Source organism: Peptidiphaga gingivicola, from assembly GCF_001652275.1.
In the GTDB taxonomy this organism is placed as follows: domain Bacteria; phylum Actinomycetota; class Actinomycetes; order Actinomycetales; family Actinomycetaceae; genus Peptidiphaga; species Peptidiphaga gingivicola.
Window position 1 is genome coordinate 19,154 of the sequence record NZ_LVZK01000002.1, and the last position, 17,614, is coordinate 36,767.

The 17,614-nt window shown below is 64.8% G+C and carries 14 protein-coding genes; 9 read left to right on the forward strand and 5 right to left on the reverse strand.

Annotation, left to right across the window (positions count from 1 at the left end; all coding sequences use genetic code 11):
• Positions 1–21 precede the first annotated feature (21 nt).
• Positions 22–276 carry a WhiB family transcriptional regulator gene (locus tag A4H34_RS07960; RefSeq protein ID WP_064231746.1) on the forward strand — a complete coding sequence of 85 codons (255 nt, stop codon included), beginning with the start codon at positions 22–24 and terminating at the stop codon, positions 274–276.
• 107 nt (positions 277–383) lie between these two features.
• Here the strand turns inward: A4H34_RS07960 and A4H34_RS07965 are convergent, their stop codons facing one another.
• Positions 384–1,826, reverse strand: a complete 1,443-nt coding sequence (locus tag A4H34_RS07965; protein WP_064231747.1) for a sensor histidine kinase — start codon at positions 1,824–1,826, stop codon at positions 384–386.
• Between the two features lie 37 nt (positions 1,827–1,863).
• Between A4H34_RS07965 and A4H34_RS07970 the strand changes: the two genes are divergently transcribed.
• Genes A4H34_RS07970 through A4H34_RS07980 form a run of 3 tightly spaced genes read left to right on the forward strand, consistent with a single transcriptional unit; the run spans position 1,864 to position 3,699 of the window.
• On the forward strand, positions 1,864–2,331 hold the full coding sequence (locus A4H34_RS07970; protein ID WP_040323706.1) for a DUF2505 domain-containing protein: 468 nt from the start codon (positions 1,864–1,866) through the stop codon (positions 2,329–2,331).
• A complete protein-coding gene (locus A4H34_RS07975) occupies positions 2,328–3,131 on the forward strand; it encodes a thymidylate synthase (RefSeq protein ID WP_009200206.1) in 804 nt (267 codons plus the stop codon). Before A4H34_RS07970 ends, A4H34_RS07975 begins: the two co-directional genes overlap by 4 nt.
• Before the next feature lie 13 nt (positions 3,132–3,144).
• Entirely contained in the window at positions 3,145–3,699 is a 555-nt protein-coding gene (locus A4H34_RS07980) for a dihydrofolate reductase (RefSeq protein WP_009200205.1), read from the forward strand.
• A 129-nt stretch (positions 3,700–3,828) separates the two neighbouring features.
• Here the strand turns inward: A4H34_RS07980 and A4H34_RS07985 are convergent, their stop codons facing one another.
• Both A4H34_RS07985 and A4H34_RS07990 read right to left on the reverse strand, forming a co-directional pair.
• The gene (locus A4H34_RS07985; RefSeq protein WP_009200204.1) at positions 3,829–5,790 is read right to left on the reverse strand and encodes an ABC transporter ATP-binding protein; all 1,962 of its coding nucleotides are present in this window, start codon (positions 5,788–5,790) and stop codon (positions 3,829–3,831) included.
• Positions 5,787–7,538, reverse strand: coding sequence for an ABC transporter ATP-binding protein (locus A4H34_RS07990; protein WP_064231748.1), 1,752 nt, complete (start codon positions 7,536–7,538; stop codon positions 5,787–5,789). Before A4H34_RS07990 ends, A4H34_RS07985 begins: the two co-directional genes overlap by 4 nt.
• 276 nt (positions 7,539–7,814) lie before the next feature.
• Here A4H34_RS07990 and A4H34_RS07995 point away from each other — a divergent pair, with 276 nt between their 5' ends.
• From A4H34_RS07995 to A4H34_RS08015, 5 genes are all read left to right on the forward strand, one after another.
• Positions 7,815–7,997, forward strand: coding sequence for a hypothetical protein (locus tag A4H34_RS07995; protein WP_009200202.1), 183 nt, complete (start codon positions 7,815–7,817; stop codon positions 7,995–7,997).
• A gap of 559 nt (positions 7,998–8,556) precedes the next feature.
• Positions 8,557–9,315, forward strand: coding sequence for a Tat pathway signal sequence (locus A4H34_RS08000; protein ID WP_231871003.1), 759 nt, complete (start codon positions 8,557–8,559; stop codon positions 9,313–9,315).
• Between the two features lie 381 nt (positions 9,316–9,696).
• Positions 9,697–10,704, forward strand: a complete 1,008-nt coding sequence (locus tag A4H34_RS08005; protein WP_082903162.1) for a methylenetetrahydrofolate reductase — start codon at positions 9,697–9,699, stop codon at positions 10,702–10,704.
• 90 nt (positions 10,705–10,794) lie between these two features.
• The gene (gene metE / locus A4H34_RS08010; protein WP_009200199.1) at positions 10,795–13,107 is read left to right on the forward strand and encodes a 5-methyltetrahydropteroyltriglutamate--homocysteine S-methyltransferase; all 2,313 of its coding nucleotides are present in this window, start codon (positions 10,795–10,797) and stop codon (positions 13,105–13,107) included.
• Between the two features lie 237 nt (positions 13,108–13,344).
• A complete protein-coding gene (locus A4H34_RS08015; RefSeq protein WP_156510297.1) occupies positions 13,345–14,688 on the forward strand; it encodes an alpha/beta hydrolase-fold protein in 1,344 nt (447 codons plus the stop codon).
• A gap of 129 nt (positions 14,689–14,817) precedes the next feature.
• Here A4H34_RS08015 and A4H34_RS11425 read toward each other — a convergent pair whose 3' ends face one another.
• Positions 14,818–16,362, reverse strand: coding sequence for a Na+/H+ antiporter family protein (locus A4H34_RS11425; protein WP_064231751.1), 1,545 nt, complete (start codon positions 16,360–16,362; stop codon positions 14,818–14,820).
• A gap of 145 nt (positions 16,363–16,507) precedes the next feature.
• On the reverse strand, positions 16,508–17,590 hold the full coding sequence (locus A4H34_RS08025) for a GlxA family transcriptional regulator (RefSeq protein WP_082903163.1): 1,083 nt from the start codon (positions 17,588–17,590) through the stop codon (positions 16,508–16,510).
• Positions 17,591–17,614: the final 24 nt, after the last annotated feature.

Genomic DNA, 17,614 nt, shown 5'->3' on the forward strand with positions numbered 1-17,614 from the left:
ACACGAAGGAGATACATCGATATGGATTGGCGTCACCGGGCTGCCTGCCTCACTGAGGACCCGGAGCTGTTCTTCCCTATAGGCAATTCGGGCCCGGCCATCGCGCAGGTCGAGCAGGCCAAGCGAGTTTGCAATCGCTGTGCCGTCCAGGACATTTGCCTCAAATGGGCTTTGGACACAGGCCAGGACGCTGGCGTACGGGGCGGGCTTTCCGAAGAAGAGCGGCGTTCGCTCAAGCGCAGGACGGCACGCGCACGCCGTTCTAGTCTGACCTAGGAACCGCGGTCTGGCGGCGCTCCGCAGCGCCGCTGACTTCCGCGCGGCCTCACTCGGCAGTCTCGCCCCTGCCAGCCGCAGGCGGTTTTGGCGGCCCATGAGCCCCTCTACTTGCCGACGAACGCCTCGATATGAACCCGAGTGCCCCCGCCCGGGCGCGAGCGCCACTGGATTGACCCGCGAAGTTCCGCCTCAACCAGCGTTTTGACGATTTTCGTGCCCAGCCCTTTGCCGGGCCCGCCGCCGGCTATTCCCAAACCGTCGTCCTCGACGTCGATCGTCAGGCGATCGCCGTCCCGGTCAGCCGTCACTTCAATGTGACCGCCGTCGACCAGGCCGTGCTCGACGGCGTTGGACACAAGCTCGGTCAACACGACGGCAAGCGACGTCGTCTTCGTCGCATCGATTTTGCCGAAATCGCCCGTAAGGTGCGTGGTCACCGACACGTCAGTGGCCGCGACGTCGCGCGCAAGGTTGAGCAGCGCGCCGAACACTTCTCCGAAATCGACGTTTTCCTCGACCGTCTCCGAGAGCGTTTGATGGACGAGGGCGATCGTCGCCACGCGCCGCTGGGCGTTCTCCAAGGCCTGCCTCGTTTCCGCGTTCACGTCGGCGCTGCGCGCCTGCATGCGCAAAAGGGCTGAGACCGTTTGGAGGTTGTTCTTCACCCGATGGTTGATCTCGCGGATAGTCGCGTCCTTGGTCAGCAGCTCCAGCTCGCGATGGCGCACCTCTGTGACGTCGCGGCACATAAGGATCCCGCCCAATTTCCTTCCCTTGTCCGTCAGGGGCACCGCCCGCAGCGAAAGGATGACGCCGTGGGCCTCAACTTCTGCAAGCCACGGCGCCCGCCCCATGACGACGACGGGAAGCGCCTCGTCCACGACGCTGTGGTCCTCTATGACGTCCGTGATGACCTCGGCCAACAGGCTGCCGACGATTGGCCCTCCGATCCCGAGCCGATGGTAGTTGGAGACAGCATTCGGGCTTGCGTAGAGCACGACGCCCTCCGGATCGAGGTGGACGAATCCGTCCGTCACGCGCGGAGTGCCGTGCCTGTACCCTGTCGGTCTGCCGTCGAAGGGAAACTCGCCCGTCGTCACCATGTGGACGAGATGCGAAGAGATGGTCGAATAGTTGGTGGTCAGCGCCGGAACTTGGACCGGAACGACGTCCAACGAGTCGGCCTCCGTAATGCACAGCGCGGCGACGGCCTTTCCCTCACGGCGAACAGGAACCACCTTGAGGTTGAACCCCTGGCGGGGGATCAAGCGTTCGACGCCGTCGTCGAGGACTTCGTCGATCGCCTCGGCGAGCCACGGCTCGATCTGACGCCCCACGATGTCGTTCTCGTAGAAGGTGCTCGCTGTGGCGGGCCTGCATTGCGCCACCACGGTTGTGCAGCCGCCCACGTCCTGCACGACGAGAAGGAGGTCCGAAAAAGAAACGTCCGCTATCGTCTGCCAATCCCCCACAAGCTGGTGAATCCAGTCCTGGTCCGCCGTGGTGAGGCGCCGAGCGCGGGCGAGCATGTTCGAAAGCGAAGGCATGTGCCTTAGCCTATCGCGGTCGTGCACAATAGATGGCATGGATATCTCTACCACACAGACGTACAACGCGAGCCCGAGCGCCGTCGCGCAGGCGCTTCTCTCATCCGAGCTGGCGGCCAAGCGGGCCAAGCTGGCACGCGTTGACGACTACACGCACACCGTCGACGGATCCAAGGCCACGACCGTGGTGAACGTCCCCGCTGAACGGCTCCCCTCCAAGGCTCGAACTTTCGCAAGAAACGGCGCAAAAGTGACGATCACCACCGTCGCGTCGGGCGACAGCGTGACGTACACCGTCGATCCCCACGGCCTGCCCGCCGAAGTTTCGGCGGCCCTCAAGCTTTCCGGCGACGCGACCACGACGGCCGACCTCTCTGCCACCCTCAAGGTGAAGATCCCCCTCCTCGGCGGGAAGATCGAGAAGAGGGCCGCCGGAATGGTCGATCGCCTGCTTGCCAAAGACGCCAAGCTGGTCGAGGAAGTCATCGAAGAACAGGGCTCATGACGGTCAATCGGGCCTACGAGGATCTGCTCGCCGACGTCCTGGAAAACGGGGCGGAGAAAGGCGACCGCACGGGCACGGGGACTCTCTCCGTGTTCGGGCGGCAGATCCGCTACCGCCTCGCCGAGGGCTTTCCACGCATCACCACGAAATTCGTGGCGATGAAGGCCGTCAAAGGCGAGCTCCTATGGTTCCTTTCGGGCGACACGAACGTTCGCTGGCTCCAGGAGCGAGGAATAACGATTTGGGACGAGTGGGCCGACGACGCCGGCGAGCTCGGCCCGGTCTACGGCTATCAATGGCGAAGCTGGCCCACGCCCGACGGTCGCCATATCGACCAGATCGAGCAGGTGCTCGGCGAGTTGCGGGCGCATCCCGATTCGCGCCGACTGGTGGTCAGCGCCTGGAATCCGGCCGACCTCGACAAAATGGCGCTGCAGCCGTGTCACGCGATGTTCCAGTTCTACGTCGCCGACGGCAGGCTTTCGTGCCAGCTTTATCAGCGCAGCGCCGATCTCTTCCTCGGCGTCCCCTTCAACATCGCGTCCTACGCCCTGCTGACGCACATGATGGCTCAGCAGGCGGGCTTAGATGTCGGCGATTTTGTGTGGACGGGCGGGGACTGCCACATCTATCTCAACCACGTCAAGCAGGTGAAAGAGCAGCTGACGCGCGAACCCTATCCTTTCCCCACGCTGCGCCTGAGGAAGGCCCCGTCGATATTCGAGTATGCGATGGACGACATCGACGCCTCACAGGGGTATCGGCACCATCCCAAGCTCCACGCCCCCGTGGCCGTATGACGGCCGGATCTGCATGATTCTCGGGGCGATCTGGGCGCAGGGCCGCGAACGGGCCATAGGGAAGGACGGCGCTTTGCCGTGGCGCCTCCCCGAGGATCTCGCGCTCTTTCGACGGGTGACCTCAGGGCATCCGGTGATCATGGGCCGCAAAACCTGGGAGTCGCTGCCGCCCAGATTTCGCCCGCTTCCGGGCCGCCGCAACATCGTCCTCTCTCGCGATCCGAGCTTCGCCGCCGACGGCGCAGAGGCCGTCCGATCCCTGGCCGAGGCGGCGGAGGCGGCGTCGCACTGCGAACAGGCCTGGATCATCGGAGGAGCCGCCCTTTACGCAGAGGCCGTCAACGTGGCCGACGTCTTAGTCGTCACCGACGTCGATGTCGACGTCGAAGGCGCCGACGCCTTTGCGCCTTCGATTGGCGGCTCCTGGCGGAAGGCGGCCGGCCTCCCCGAACGGGGCTGGCTCGCATCGGGCAGGCTGAACTATCGCGTGTCCGTCTACTTCCAGCCGGGAGTGAACGCAGACGACGTCGTTCGAGCCGTCGCGGGCCGAGGTCCCTCGCGGACCTGAGCCAGCCCGGCCAAGACCGGACGGACGGCGAAAACGGGCCTTCTCCTGCGCGCATTGAACGCCGGAAAGGGGCCTCCTTCAAACCGCGAGCGCAGGAGACCCAAGCCGAAGCGACGACGTCGCGGCTCGTCAGCCGTCGGTGTCGAACTGCGAGTTGTACAGCTCCGCGTAAAAGCCTCCGCGGGCCAGGAGCTCCTCGTGGTTCCCCGTCTCGACGATGTCGCCGTCGCGCATGACGAAGATGACGTCGGCGTTGCGGATGGTCGAGAGCCGATGGGCGATGACGAAGGACGTGCGGTCCTTCGTGAGCGTGTCGAGCGCCTCCTGAATGAGCTTCTCTGTGCGGGTGTCGATTGAAGACGTGGCCTCGTCGAGGATGAGAAGCGGATTGTCGGCGAGCATCGCCCTGGCGATCGTCACAAGCTGCTTTTGCCCGGCGGAAAGCGTGGTCTGCTCGGACAGGACGGAGTCGTATCCCTGCGGCAGCTGCGAGACGAGCTCGGAAAGCCCGACCTTGTCCATGACCTCGTCGAGGCGCTCGGGCGAGACCCCCTCGCTGCGGTAGACGACGTTTTCGCGCAGCGTCCCCTCGAAAGTCCACGTGTCTTGAAGGACCATCGAGAAGAGGGCGTCGACGTCCTCGCGCCGCATGGACGACGTCGGAATGCCGTCGATCCGGATCTCGCCGTCCCACAGCTCGTAGAAGCGCATGAGCAGGTTGACCATCGTGGTCTTTCCGGCGCCGGTCGGACCGACGATGGCGACCTTCTGGCCGGCCTTGACGCTCGCGGAAAAATCGTGGATGACTTCCTGCCCCTCGACGTAGCCGAACTTCACATGGTCAAAATCGACGTCGCCCCTAACCTTGGGAACGCCAGCCGGCTTGTCCGACTCGGGGTCCATCTCGGTTTCGTCCAGCAGTTCGAACACCCGGTTGCCTGCCGCAGCGGCCGATTGGAACGACGTCGCGGCCTCGGCCATCTGCCCGAGGGGATTGGTGAAGATGCGGATATAGACCATGAAGGCGACGATGACGCCCACTGCCACGGTTCCGTTGAGGACGAGCACGGCGCCGACGATACACACGACGACGTACCCGAGATTGCCCACGAATCCCATGAGCGGCCACATGAGGCTGGAGAGAAACTGCGCCTTCCACGCGCTCGTGTAGAGGGCGTCGTTGCGCTCGTGGAACTCCTGGCGCGCGTTCTCCTCGGCGTTGAACGCGCGGACGACCGGATGGCCGGAGTACGTCTCTTCGATGTGTCCGTTGAGGGCGCCCAGCTGCCGCTGTTGAGCGACGAAGTGCTTCTGGCTGACGCCCATGATCGCCCCCGAGCCGAAGACGCCGATGAGGGCCGCGCCGATACCCGCAAGCGCCATCCTCCACTCGGTCGCAAACATCATGATCGCCGAGCCGAGAATCGTGATGACCCCGCTGACGATCGATGCGACCGAGTTGTTGAGAGTCTGCGAGAGAGTGTCGACGTCGTTGGAAACGCGGGAAAGCGTGTCGCCGACCGACTGCCTGTCAAAGTACGCCAAGGGCAGGCGGTCGATCTTGCGGTCGAGGTCCGAACGCATCTTTCGGGCGGTCCACTGGGTAGCACGGACCATGAGCAGGCCCTCGACGAAGTTAAAGAGGAAGGATCCTACGAGAATCGCAACCGAGATGAGAGTCAGCCTCCGCACCTCGTCCATATTCACGCGCCCCGCGAGCCCTTTTTCGATCTCGTCGGTGATGTCGGACAGATACTCGGGCGCGATGACGGTGAGCACCGCACCCGCCACGGCCATGAACGTCGCGGCGACGAGCAGCAACCGCACCGGCCTGGCGTAGGCGAGAAGCTTTTTGACGGTCGGGCCCATGGCGCCTATGGCCTTGCGGTCCACGCCGCCGCCTTCCCCTCCGAAGACGCCGGATGGGAGGTTGTCCCCTTCGGAAAGGCCCTTTTCGCGATTGCTGCGGGCCAGTTCCAGGCCGCGCCGAACGGAGTCGAGGTCGCGCTCGCCGCTCGAGGCCTTTGCGGTGCCCCCGCCCAAAGCCTCCACGGCGCCCTGGCCCTTTGAGGTTTCCTTGCCTTCGCTCATGCCAGCTCCCCCTCGCTCAGCTGGGACAGCGCGATTTCCCGGTACACGGGATTGCTCGCGAAAAGCTCGTCGTGGGTTCCGATGCCGACGATCCTCCCCTTGTCGACGACGAGGATCTTGTCTGCATTTCGGACGGTGCCGATCCGTTGGGCCACGATGATGATCGTCGCGCCCGCTGCGGCATCTCGCAGCGCGGCGCGCACGTCGCGGTCCGTCTTGTAGTCGAGAGCTGAAAATGAATCGTCAAAGATCATGACTTCGCCGTCGCGGGCCACGGCCCGCGCGATCGACAGCCTCTGCTTTTGTCCGCCCGAGAAATTCGATCCGCCCTGCGCGACGGCCGAGGCGTAGTCATCCTCTTTCGTTGCGATGAATTCGGAGGCGTTCGCCACGCGTGCGGCTTCGACGACGTCGGCGGGGGCAAGCTCTTTCGTCCCCTTCCCGTAATCGATGTTTGAGGCGATCGTCCCCGAAAACAGGGTGGCCTTCTGCGGAACGAGCGATATTCGATTGCGCAGCGCCTCCTGCGTCCACTCGCGGACGTCGCGCCCGTCCAAGAGAACCTGCCCCTCGCGCACGTCGTAGAAGCGTGGAATGAGATTGACGATTGAGGACTTCCCCGATCCGGTCGAACCGATGACGGCCACCGTCTGGCCCGGCTCCGCTGTGAAGGAGATCTCTTTGAGGGCGTCGTCTTCGGCGTCGGGGTAGCGGAAGGAGACGTTCTTGAATTCCACCGTCCCTTTGAAGCCCGAGCGGCCGACGCTGGCCCCGCCGTCCCGGATTGAGGGCTTCGCGTCCAAAACCTCCAGGATTCTCTTCCAGGAAACCCTCGCCCTCGGGAGGAACACGAAGATGAAGGCCAGCATCATGAAGGCGCCGACGATCTGCAAGGCATAGGCCGAGAAGACGACCATCTGCGTGAAGAGGGTGATCCTCTCGGCGCCGGACGCAGAATCTATCATCCCGGCGCCCAGTGTGTAGATTGCGAGCGTCAAGGCGGTCATGAGCGCCGTCAGGGCGGGCATGAGAAGCGCAAAAGCGGCCATCACCTGCGTGTTGTTGCGGGTCAGCTCCGCGTTCGTCTCCTCGAACCTGCCTTCGTGAAACCTCTGTGCGTTGTACGAGCGGATCACCCGAAGGCCAGTCAGGTGTTCGCGCGTCACCCGGTTGAGGTCGTCGGTGATTCTCTGCATCCGCATGAGGCGAGGCATCACGACGGCGGTGACGGCGCCCAGCAGAACGACGAGCACGGCGACGGCGATCGACGTCGCCGCCGTCCAAGTCCCGTTCGCGCCGGAAATCTTGGTCATCGCCCAAACCGCCAATATCGGGGATTTGACGAGCATCTGGACGCCCATGACGATGAAGAGCTGCACCTGGTTGACGTCGTTGGTCGACCGGGTGACGAGGCTGGGCGTTCCGAATTTCCCGACTTCGGGAAGCGAGAAACTCAGAACCTTCTCGAAGACGTCGGCGCGCATCCTGCGGGAGACCCTCGTTCCGATGACGGCCGTGCAGTATCCCGTGGCCACCATCGCGGCCATTGAGCCGAGCGCGCTCGCAAGCATGAGGGAGCCTTCTCCAAGGACGTCCTGCATGCGAGTCCCCGGAGTGACGATGCGTTTGGTGATCTCCTGCATGTACTCGGGAACCTTGAGGTCGAAGTAGACCTGCAAGACGATGGTCGCGAAGGCGATCGCGGCAAGCAACCACTCTCGACGGCCGATGAATTGTCTTATCCGCATAGTTGCCTTCTTCTCCTCACGACGTAGCCGTTCAACACTACGCCGCCCAAGACTTTAAACACTGTTGTGCCAATGCGACATTCGCCACTGGCTTGCAATTGCACGCGCACGAGTGTACTTTATACCTTCTACGCAAACGGAATATGAAAAGGGTCGCTTGCGTTGCGTAGACGATGCGCCGCAGCAGGGCGCTCAGCCGTTGGCTTGCCGCCAGCGGCAAGCACGCACGAAAGTGTCGGCGTTCCTCACCTGTTCGCCGTTGAGGAGTAGGTACAAATGAATAAGGAGAAAGAAACGCGGCGCAAGGACCGCGCCGCAGCCGAGTTGCAATCGGCTCGCGCTGAGTTCGCTTCGCTCGATCGTCACGCTTCGCCGTCCCGCGCAGAGCGCGCGGCATTCCGCTTGAAGGCGGCGCAAGACGCCTGGGAGAAGGCAAACGCGACCGAGCTTGCAGCCTGAGCGCCCGGCCCCGTCGGAATTCCCGACGGGGCCGGATCGTTTTCCGCGCCAATTCGCGAAGATATCGCCAAGTCACCGCACTTTCCGGAAACACTTCCGGCTTTGGTACGGTGATTTCCCCCGCCGCCATCCTGTTTTCGGCCGGCGAAGGCCACGTCCGACCCTCCGAAAACGTAAACGCTGCTTCCCGCGCAAATCTGTTCTTTCTCAGCTGAAGTCTCCACTCAACCCTTCGAATGCTTGGGAAAATTCTGAGTTACGACTCGAAAAACTTAGGGATTTGACGTGAATTTTTCCCAGTTTTCACATTTCAACCTCCCTTTGAGGCAGAATGATATATATGACGTTAAGCAAACCGATCCGTTTTGCACTCGTTGGCTTTGTCGTCACGGCTTTAGCGGCCTTGGTCTTCATGGTCAATCGAAGCAATCTAAACGAGGACGAAGATTATCCAGTGGCACTCACATCCGCGCCTTCGCTCCCCTTGAAGGGAGTGACATTAGATACGCCCTACGACATTGGCAAGGCTGTATCCGTTATAAAAACACACGATTCCCGTTTGACCGTACGTCTTGTCATGGATTCGGGAGTTCCCGTCGCAGACTACAAGAAAGCGGTCGACGCGCTTTCCCCCCACGCGAACATCATGGTCGAAGTCTTGGATTCCGAGGAGCTGAGCGACCACTCGGCCGATTGGATCAGAACGCGAACCGAGCAGGCCTTCAAGGCATTGGGCGACAAGGTCAGCATTTGGGAGATTGGCAACGAGCTCAATGGGGAATGGACCGGCTCCTCCCCCCGTGAGATCAACGCGAAGGCCAAAGCCGCCTACGACGTCGTGAAGAAACACGGCGGGAGGACGGCAATCACTCTCAACTATTGGTCTGGCTCCGACTGCTACACACACGATTGGGAATCGACCCTCTCGTACGCACGAACCCTGCGCAGCGAATTCAGCAAGATCGACTACGTCTTCCTCTCCGTCTATGAAACAGCCTGCACGCCGCGCCAACACCCGTCTGCACAGGACCTTTCCAAGACGCTTAAGTCTTTGGGCGAGTATTTCCCCAACGCGTACTTGGGGATCGGCGAAGTGGGCGCCCAGCGTCCCGAGGATGACGGGATCGCCGAGCCTGACTTCGCCGAGAAGAGCCGCCTTGCGAACTATTACTACGGCATGCACGGGCAGATGAAGAACAGCGTCGGCTCGCGGTACGCCGGAGGATACTTCTGGTGGTACTTCCGCCAGGACGCCGTCGACGCACCCGCCGCCCAATCGCTGTGGCCCAGCATTCGTGAACAACTGAAGAAGATGTGACCCCTTGACACAACTGAATATCGTTTCCGTTCCGCGGCCCGCGCATCCACTCGATGCCCGGGCCGCACGCGGAAAATGGGCGGCATCCGCGCCGAGCTTTGCGCCGCCTCCGAATTCTGCGGCGTCTGTCTCTCACGGAGCCGATGAGGCCCTGCCTTGCGCCCGAGCTCGCGTGATCCGTCTCGCGCGGGGCCGATACGCGCCGCTTATGCACCGAACCCCGCTCTCGTGCATAATTGAGCCATGACGATCAAGCGTGCGCCGAGTACAGCCAAGCGCGGAAGTGCGCGCGCCCGAATGCCTAGGTAACTCACAAAGCCCTTTTCCGAACGCCGCATTCGCGACGCTGCCTTAGGACGTGAACAGTTGCCTCTTTCTCCCATGTTTCAACCTTCTCTCACAGCGCCCGTCACAGGGGGCTCCTCCGGCGAACGCAGCCACAGCCGCGCGCACACAACGGTTTCCTTCGAAGTCATGCCGCCCAGGCGCCCCGAGAACACGCCGGCCTTCTGGACCATGATCGACAGACTGCTGGCAGTTCAGCCAGATTTCGTCTCCGTCACCTACGGCGCGGGAGGGAAGAACCGGTTCAGCGCGCGAGACATCGTCACGCGACTGTCCCGCGACACCCCCGTCAATCCGATTGCCCATCTGACCTGCGTCGGAACGTCCGTGCGCACCGTCGAATCGGTGATAGAGGATTACCTCGACGCCGACGTCCGAACCTTTCTCGCCCTGCGCGGAGACCCGCCTGCCGACGATCCCGACTGGAGGCCGCCCCCGGGCGGCGTCTCGTCGGCCACCGAACTCGTCGCTCTCATCCGCAGCGTCGAGACGCGGCGCTGCGCGGCGAACGGGTCGGCGGCTCTGCGCGCGGCCGTGAGCCCGCTGACGATCTCGGTCGCCGCCTTCCCTTCGGGCAATCCCGCAGCCGGAACGAATCCCGAGCAGGAGGTCGAGCGCCTTCTGCTCAAGCAGGCCGCTGGCGCCAGCTTCGCCATCACCCAATTGTTCTGGGACGCGCAGACCTACATCTCCTTCGTCGACAAGGCCCGGCAGGCCGGCGTCTACATACCCATCCTCGCGGGCCTCCTCGTCCCCTCGAACCTTCGGAGGCTTTCGCGCACGTGCGATCTGACCGGAATAACGCCCCCCGATTCGCTCGTCGAGCGTTTGAGGGCGGCCGACAACGCCGAGGCCGCCTCTCTCTGCGGCGTCGCCGAGGCCGCGCGCATCGCCCGTGAGGTCCTCGAATCCGGCGCGCCCGGACTGCACCTGTACACGTACAACAAACCCGAACCCGCCCTGGCCTTGCTCGAGCAGATCGGGCTCGTCGAACCTGCCGAAAGCGTCGAGCCCTCTGCAGGCGTCAAGCCCTCCGAAAGCTAGGCCCGCCCCGCAACGCGACGTCGTCCGTCAACCGGCGGGCCCGCGACGCGAGCGGACCGTCAACCCCTATCAAACACCTGGAGAATCCTCATGACATCACCCCGCTTCCCCTCAGCGACAATCCTTGGGTACCCGAGGATCGGGCCTTCCCGCGAACTCAAGCGCGCCGTCGAATCCTATTGGGCGGGGAAAATCGACGCGGACGAGCTGCGGAGCGCGGAGCGCGGCCTTCGCCTGGCGAGCTACAAGCGGCTGCGCGAGCTGGGCCTGACCGAGGCCGCCTCGATTCCCGAATCGTTCTCGCTCTACGACCAGGTCCTCGACGTCACGGTGCTCCTCGGCGCCATTCCCGAACGCTTTGCCGGGCGCACGGGATACGACCTTTACTTTTCCCTGGCCCGCGGCAACGACACGGCGCCGCCGCAGGAGATGACAAAGTGGTTCGACACGAACTACCACTACCTCGTCCCTGAAATCGGCCCCGAGACTCCTATCGGGCTGGCGGACCGCGGCGTCGTCGAACGTTTCGCCGAAGCGCGGGAGGCGGGTTTCGACGTCCGCCCCACGCTGGTCGGCCCGGTGACCTACCTCGCGCTCGCCAAGGCGGCCGACGGCGCCCCCGCCGAGTTTTCGCCGCTGGACCGGCTTGACGACGTCGTCGACGCATACGCCGAGCTTTTGGGCGAGTTGGCCGCCGCGGGGGCCGAATGGGTGCAATTCGACGAGCCCGCATTGACCTCCGACAACCTTCCGGCGGCGCGCAGCGACCTCATCGCCGCGGCGTTCCGGGCGTGGCAGCAGCTCGCCGCCGTCGACCCGCGCCCGAACATCCTCGTCACCACGCCTTACGGCGACGCCAGCCAGGCGATCCCCGCCCTGACCCAGACGGGAGTCGAGGCGATCCACGCCGCGGCCGGCCAGCTCGCGCCCTTCGCCGGATCCGGCGTCGACTTCTCCGAGGTCGTGCTCGTGGCCGGAGTGATCGACGGACGCAACATCTGGACGGCCGACCTCGGGCGGGCCGAGCGCTCCCTCCAAGCCCTCGAGCCCCTCGGCGCGGCGGGAGTGAGCGTTTCGACCACGACGTCCCTCCAGCACGTCCCGTACAACACCGAGGTGGAAAAGTGGGACGACCCCGAGCTGGACGCGAACCTCCACGAGTGGCTGGCCTTCGCCGACCAGAAGGTGCGCGAGGTCGTCGTCCTGGCCGCGGGACTCACCGAGGGCTGGGGCACGATCGCCGACGAGGTCAGGCGGTCAGAGGACATCCTCGCCAGGCGCTCGCGCAGCGCCGGCGTCGTCCGCGAAGACGTGCGCGACAGGGTCGCGGCCGTCGACGAGTCGCTGCGAACCCGCGTCGAGTACGCCGAGCGCGAGCCGAAGCAGCGCGAGAGGCTTGGGCTTCCGCCGCTGCCGACGACGACGATCGGCTCCTTCCCCCAGACTCCGCAGATCCGCAAGACCCGTGCGGCCTTCAACCGCGGCGAAATCGACGAAGCGGGCTACCTCGAGGCGATCCGCGCGGAGATAGCCGACGTCATCGCCCTTCAGGAGGGCCTTGACGTGGACGTCCTCGTCCACGGAGAGCCGGAGCGCAACGACATGGTGCAGTACTTCGCCGAGCTGCTCGAGGGCTTCGCGGTCACGTCGCAGGGCTGGGTGCAGTCTTACGGCACGCGCTGCACACGCCCGTCGATCCTTTGGGGCGACGTCGCCCGCACCAAGCCGCTGACCACCGAGTGGACGGCCTACGCCCAATCCCTGACGGACCGTCCGGTCAAGGGAATGCTCACCGGCCCCGTCACAATCCTCGCGTGGTCTTTCGTGCGCGACGACCTTCCGATCGCCCAGGTGGCCGACCAGGTCGCCCTGGCGCTGCGCGACGAGATCGCCGACCTCCAGGCCGGCGGAGCCGCAATCATCCAGGTCGACGAGCCGGCGCTGCGCGAGCGGCTTCCGCTCGCCGAGGAGGAGCACGAGGCCTACCTCGCGTGGGCCGTCGGTTCCTTCCGCCTGGCCACCGCCGTCGCCGAGCCCTCGACGCAGATCCACACCCACCTGTGCTATTCGGAGTTCGGGCAGATCATCGACGCCATCGACGCCCTCGACGCCGACGTCACGTCGATCGAAGCCGCGCGCTCTCGCATGGAGATCCTTCCCGAGCTCGCCGAGCACGGCTACGTTCGCGGCATAGGCCCCGGCGTGTGGGACATCCACTCCCCGCGCGTTCCCTCGACAGAGGAGCTCACCGAGCTCATTGAGGCCGCCGTCGCGGCCATTCCGGCTTCCCGGGTGTGGGTCAACCCCGACTGCGGCCTGAAGACGAGAGCGTATCCGGAGACCAAGGCGACCCTCGAGAACCTCGTGAGCGCGGCAAAGGCCGTTCGAGGCCGGCTGAGCTGAGACAGTCGCAGGCTGACTGCAAGAGCGAGGCGATATGTGGGTCGGGCGACGTTCGCGTTGCCCGACCCACGCGAGATTTCGGAGCCTTCGGCGTCAACTTCAAACGCGTCCGCTGCGTCGCCTTAAGCTGTTTCCACAGGCGCCTAGCCGATTCGAAACAGGCCTTCGGCCGGGCGAGGCGATTGCGGCGAGCGGACAGCGGGGCAACTGTTGCCAGCGGGCAGCGGGGCGATTTTCATGAGGTTTGACCGTCAGCCCAAGCTTTGGCGCGACAGGCATGGAAGGGCCCACCGAGAGATCGAGGCCAACGTTCCGATCCACTCGGCCTCCATCGAGCGAGTCACCGGCCCAATCGAAGCCGCATATGCGCGCCAATCCCACGATTTCGAGAGGCTCCTGGCCGAGGGCCTTTCGCGTCCCAACCCAATTGTCACGCCTTACGGCCGCGACGCCCTGTACACGTGGCTCGTCGAAGCGCCGTCGGCCCGGAACGTTCTGCTGTGGCTCGCAGATCTGATTGAACCGGAGCGCATCGAGAACGCCGAGTTTTCACGGCTCGGCGGAACCGGAATATGGGCGCTTACCGTCAAGCTTCCACGAAGTTGGCGCGCCTCATACAGGATTGCGACAAGCGCGGCGGATCCGAGCGATTCCCCCTGGAGAGCGGCTCGCGGATACGGGCCGGTGCGCGTGTCCGCGCTCGAATCGTCGAGTTTGGATCGACGTTCTTCCGAGGCCATGCGATCGACGGCGGGCGAGTTCTCGCTGGCCGCCGGTCCGGAGGCTCCCCCGGAGCTCTGGCGCTGCGACGTCGGGCACGAGGCCGAGTGCTCGGACGCCGGGCGCCGCACCGGAGGCGAAGCCGCCCGTCAAGGCGAATGCACTCGGCCCGGAGACTCGCGTCCGCCACGCAGCCGCGGCGCACAGAAGGGCGGCGAGCTTGCGCTGCGAGGCGGCGTCGAACAGATCTCCGACGGTTGCGAGCAAGCATGGATCTATGTTCCCAAGGCCGACGTTCCCGATTTCGACCGACCCACACCGCTGCTCCTGCTTTTCGACGGCGGCACGTGGGCGCGAGACATCGAACTCCCTCGGCTTCTCGACGCCGCAATCGCCTCCGGGGCCATTGCCCCGCTCCACGTGGCGATGCTCGAAGCCGGCAGCGAGGGCGACCGGTGGGAAAGCCTCGGCGTTCCCTGCGGCCAGGTTGATGCCGTCCTCGATTGGCTGCTTCCCGAGCTTCGCAGCCGCTACAACGTGGCACACGACGGCGAGAGCACCTGGGCGGCCGGGCAAAGCCTGGGCGGGCTGAGCGCCCTGTGGACGGCTGCTCTGTCCGAAGGGCAGGTTCGCCACGTCGTTGCCCAATCCCCTTCCCTGTGGCGCTTCGACCTGGCGGGCCCCTTGGCGGAAGCTCCTTGGGATTCGATTCGCATCGACGTCGGCGCGCTCGAGGGCACAGCGCATCTGGCGCACCGACTCGCTGCCCGGGTTCCCGGCATCGACGTCAAGGAATTTTGCGGCGGCCACGATTGGGCCTGCTGGCGCGCCGCGCTATTCTCCGCCCTCGCAGGCATGTGAACCCGCCCCCGGTGTCAGTCAGTACGCCCGGCCAGTCCCCGTGTATGACCAGGGCGTCCTAAGACCGCTCGCTGCACGGGTTGGCGGCGCTGTCGCCTCCATCCCGGCGGCGACAGCGCAACACCGCGCTCACAGCACCATGGCTGCAATCCAACCGGCGGCGAGCAGCGGCAGGTTGAAGTGGAGGAAGGTCGGTATGACGGTGTCGCGCACGTGGTCGTGCTGGCCGTCGGCGTTGAGCCCCGCCGTCGGGCCGAGGGTCGAATCCGAGGCGGGAGACCCCGCATCGCCCAGAGCTCCTGCGGTGCCGATGATGGAAACCGTCGCGAGCGGCGAAAAGCCCAGGGACACGCACAACGGAACGTAGATCGCCGTGATGATCGGAAGGGTCGAGAACGACGAGCCGATCCCCATTGTGACAATGAGCCCCACTAGGAGCATGGCGAACGCGGCCATCGGCCGATTGTCCGCGAACACTTTGGCGATGTCGGCCACGAGGGGTTTGACGTCGCCAGTGGCCTCCATTACCGCGGCGAAGCCCTGGGCCGAAATCATGATGAACCCGATGACGGCCATCATCTTCATCCCTTGGGTGAAGACGTCGTCGGCGTCGCGCCAAGGCACCGCGCCCGTGACGAGGAAGACCATCAACCCCACGAGCGATCCGATGAGCAGACCGTCCGCTTCGGCTCCGGACGCCTTCATCCACAGCTGCACCCCGAAGCACGCAACGATTCCGACGAGCGACATGACGATGGGATAGGCGGATGGGCGAGCCTCCCCCTTTTCTTTCAACTCGTCAGAATCGCCGCCCGAGCCACTGGTGCGGCCCTTGCCGAACAAACCTGCCAAACCGCGCCTGCCCGCACCGGATTTGCCCGAGCCGCCCGCACCGGTTTGGCCGCCGGAGGCGCTGCCGTCCGAGCCGTCGTCGGCGATGACCGCGTCCAGTTCGGAAACGCCGCTGCCGACGGACTTCGATCCGTCGATCGCAATGTCGGCGTATTCGCGGGGCTTTCGATAGGAGAAGAAGACGGCGACGAGGAGGCCGGCGACCATTCCCAGCGCGGGAATCCCCATGGCCGCCATCACGTTGACGCCGTCGGTCCTCATTCCGGCTTTGCGGATGTTGCCAAGAAGAATGTCATTGAGGAAGATGCTGCCGAATCCGATCGGCAGATACATGTAGGTGGTCACCAAGCCGAAGGTCAAGACGCAGGCCACGAGCCTCCGGTCGATCCGCAGTTTGTTCATGACCGTCAAAAGCGGAGGAATGAGCAGCGGGATGAATGCGATGTGCACGGGAACGAGATTCTGGCTCATGATCGACATGGCGAGAATCCCGCCGAGCATCGTGTACTTCATGACGGTCAGCACGCGTTCGCGCGACGCGTTTTCCTCGCCGATCCGCGAAATGAGCGCATCGGCGAGAAGCTTGGGAAGCCCCGAGTTGGCCACGGCCATCGCGAAGGCGCCGAGGAGGGCGTAGGAAAGGGCGATCTTCGCTCCGCCCGAGAGCCCCTCCTGAAAGGCGACCAGCGTTCCGTCCAGGCCAAGGCCGCCTAGCAATCCGCCTACGATTGCGCCGATGAAAAGGGCGACGACGACGTGGACGCGCACCAGCGAGAGGGCCAGCATGACAACCACGGCAATGAGAACGGAGTTGGTCAACATTGCCCAACTATAAAACACGGCGAGTCCCGCGTCCCCCCAATCGTCCGGCAAACGGACAAAGAGACGCATATTGCCCGTCAGACAACTAGCGTCCCGGAATTCCGTTCACTGCGCTGCCGACGGAGGGAATCACCGGGAAGGCCCGTCACCGATGGGAAGCGGCGCCGTCGCGTTGAAAGGCCCGGCGATACTCGATCGGCGGCACTCCGACGGAGGCGACGAAATGTTTGCGCATGGACACGGCGCCGCCGAAGCCCACGCGGCTGGCGATCTGCTCGACGCCGAGCGCCGTCGTCTCCAGAAGCTCCTGCGCGGCCGCCACCCTGCGGGAGATGAGCCACCGGATCGGGGGCATCCCGGTCTCGGCGAGAAATCTCCGATGCAATGTGCGCGGCGACGTGTGTGCGCAATCGGCCATCGTCTGAGCCGTCCACGGGGCGGCGAGATCGCGCAGAATCGCCGCTCGCAGTTCTTCGCCCTCGCTCGCCCTCCCCTCGGTTTCGCCTCTCAACGGAGGGATGAACTGAGCCTGGCCTCCCGGGCGGACCGCCGGCAGAACCATCGATCGGGCGACGGCGGCCGCTGCCGCCGATCCGCACTCTTGAGCCAGAATCGCCAGGCAGGCGTCGATTCCGGCGGCGACCCCCGCCGAGGTCCACAGCCGCCGTGCGGCGTCGTGCGTGTAGAGCACCTTCGGATCGACCCGCACCCTCTTGTGCAGTCGTTGAAGCTCGTCGCAAAAACGCCAGTGGGTCGTTGCGTCGGCTCCGTCGAGCAAGCCGGTCGCCGCGAGGAGAAAGGCCCCTGTGCACAGGGAGGCGATGTGCGTTCCGGAGCTGTGAAGCCGAAGCACGAGGGCCGCGGCGCGCTCGACGTCGTCTCGGACGACGCCGGACCTGGCGGTGCCGGGACGGGCGGCGTCTTCCCGGGCGGCGGCGGACGGGACGACGCCGCCTCCGCCGGAGACGGCGCGGACGACGTCGGGATCGACCGCCCCGAGCGGGTCGGCGAATCCAGGAATGACGAGCAGATCGGAGCCGTCGGCCTCCTGGAGCGGAAGCGCCCGGATGCGCAGGCCGCCTTCCAGTTCGGGTTCGGGCGAAGGAGAGACCGCGGCGACGTCGTTGAGCGGCACTCCCCTGTCGCGCCGGTCGCCGCCGAAGACCTCGAGCGCGGCACAGAGGTCAAAGCCCCGCATCCCCGGCAAAAGGACCACTCGCACCTTCATGGCAGAATTTTATCGGCAGGCGGC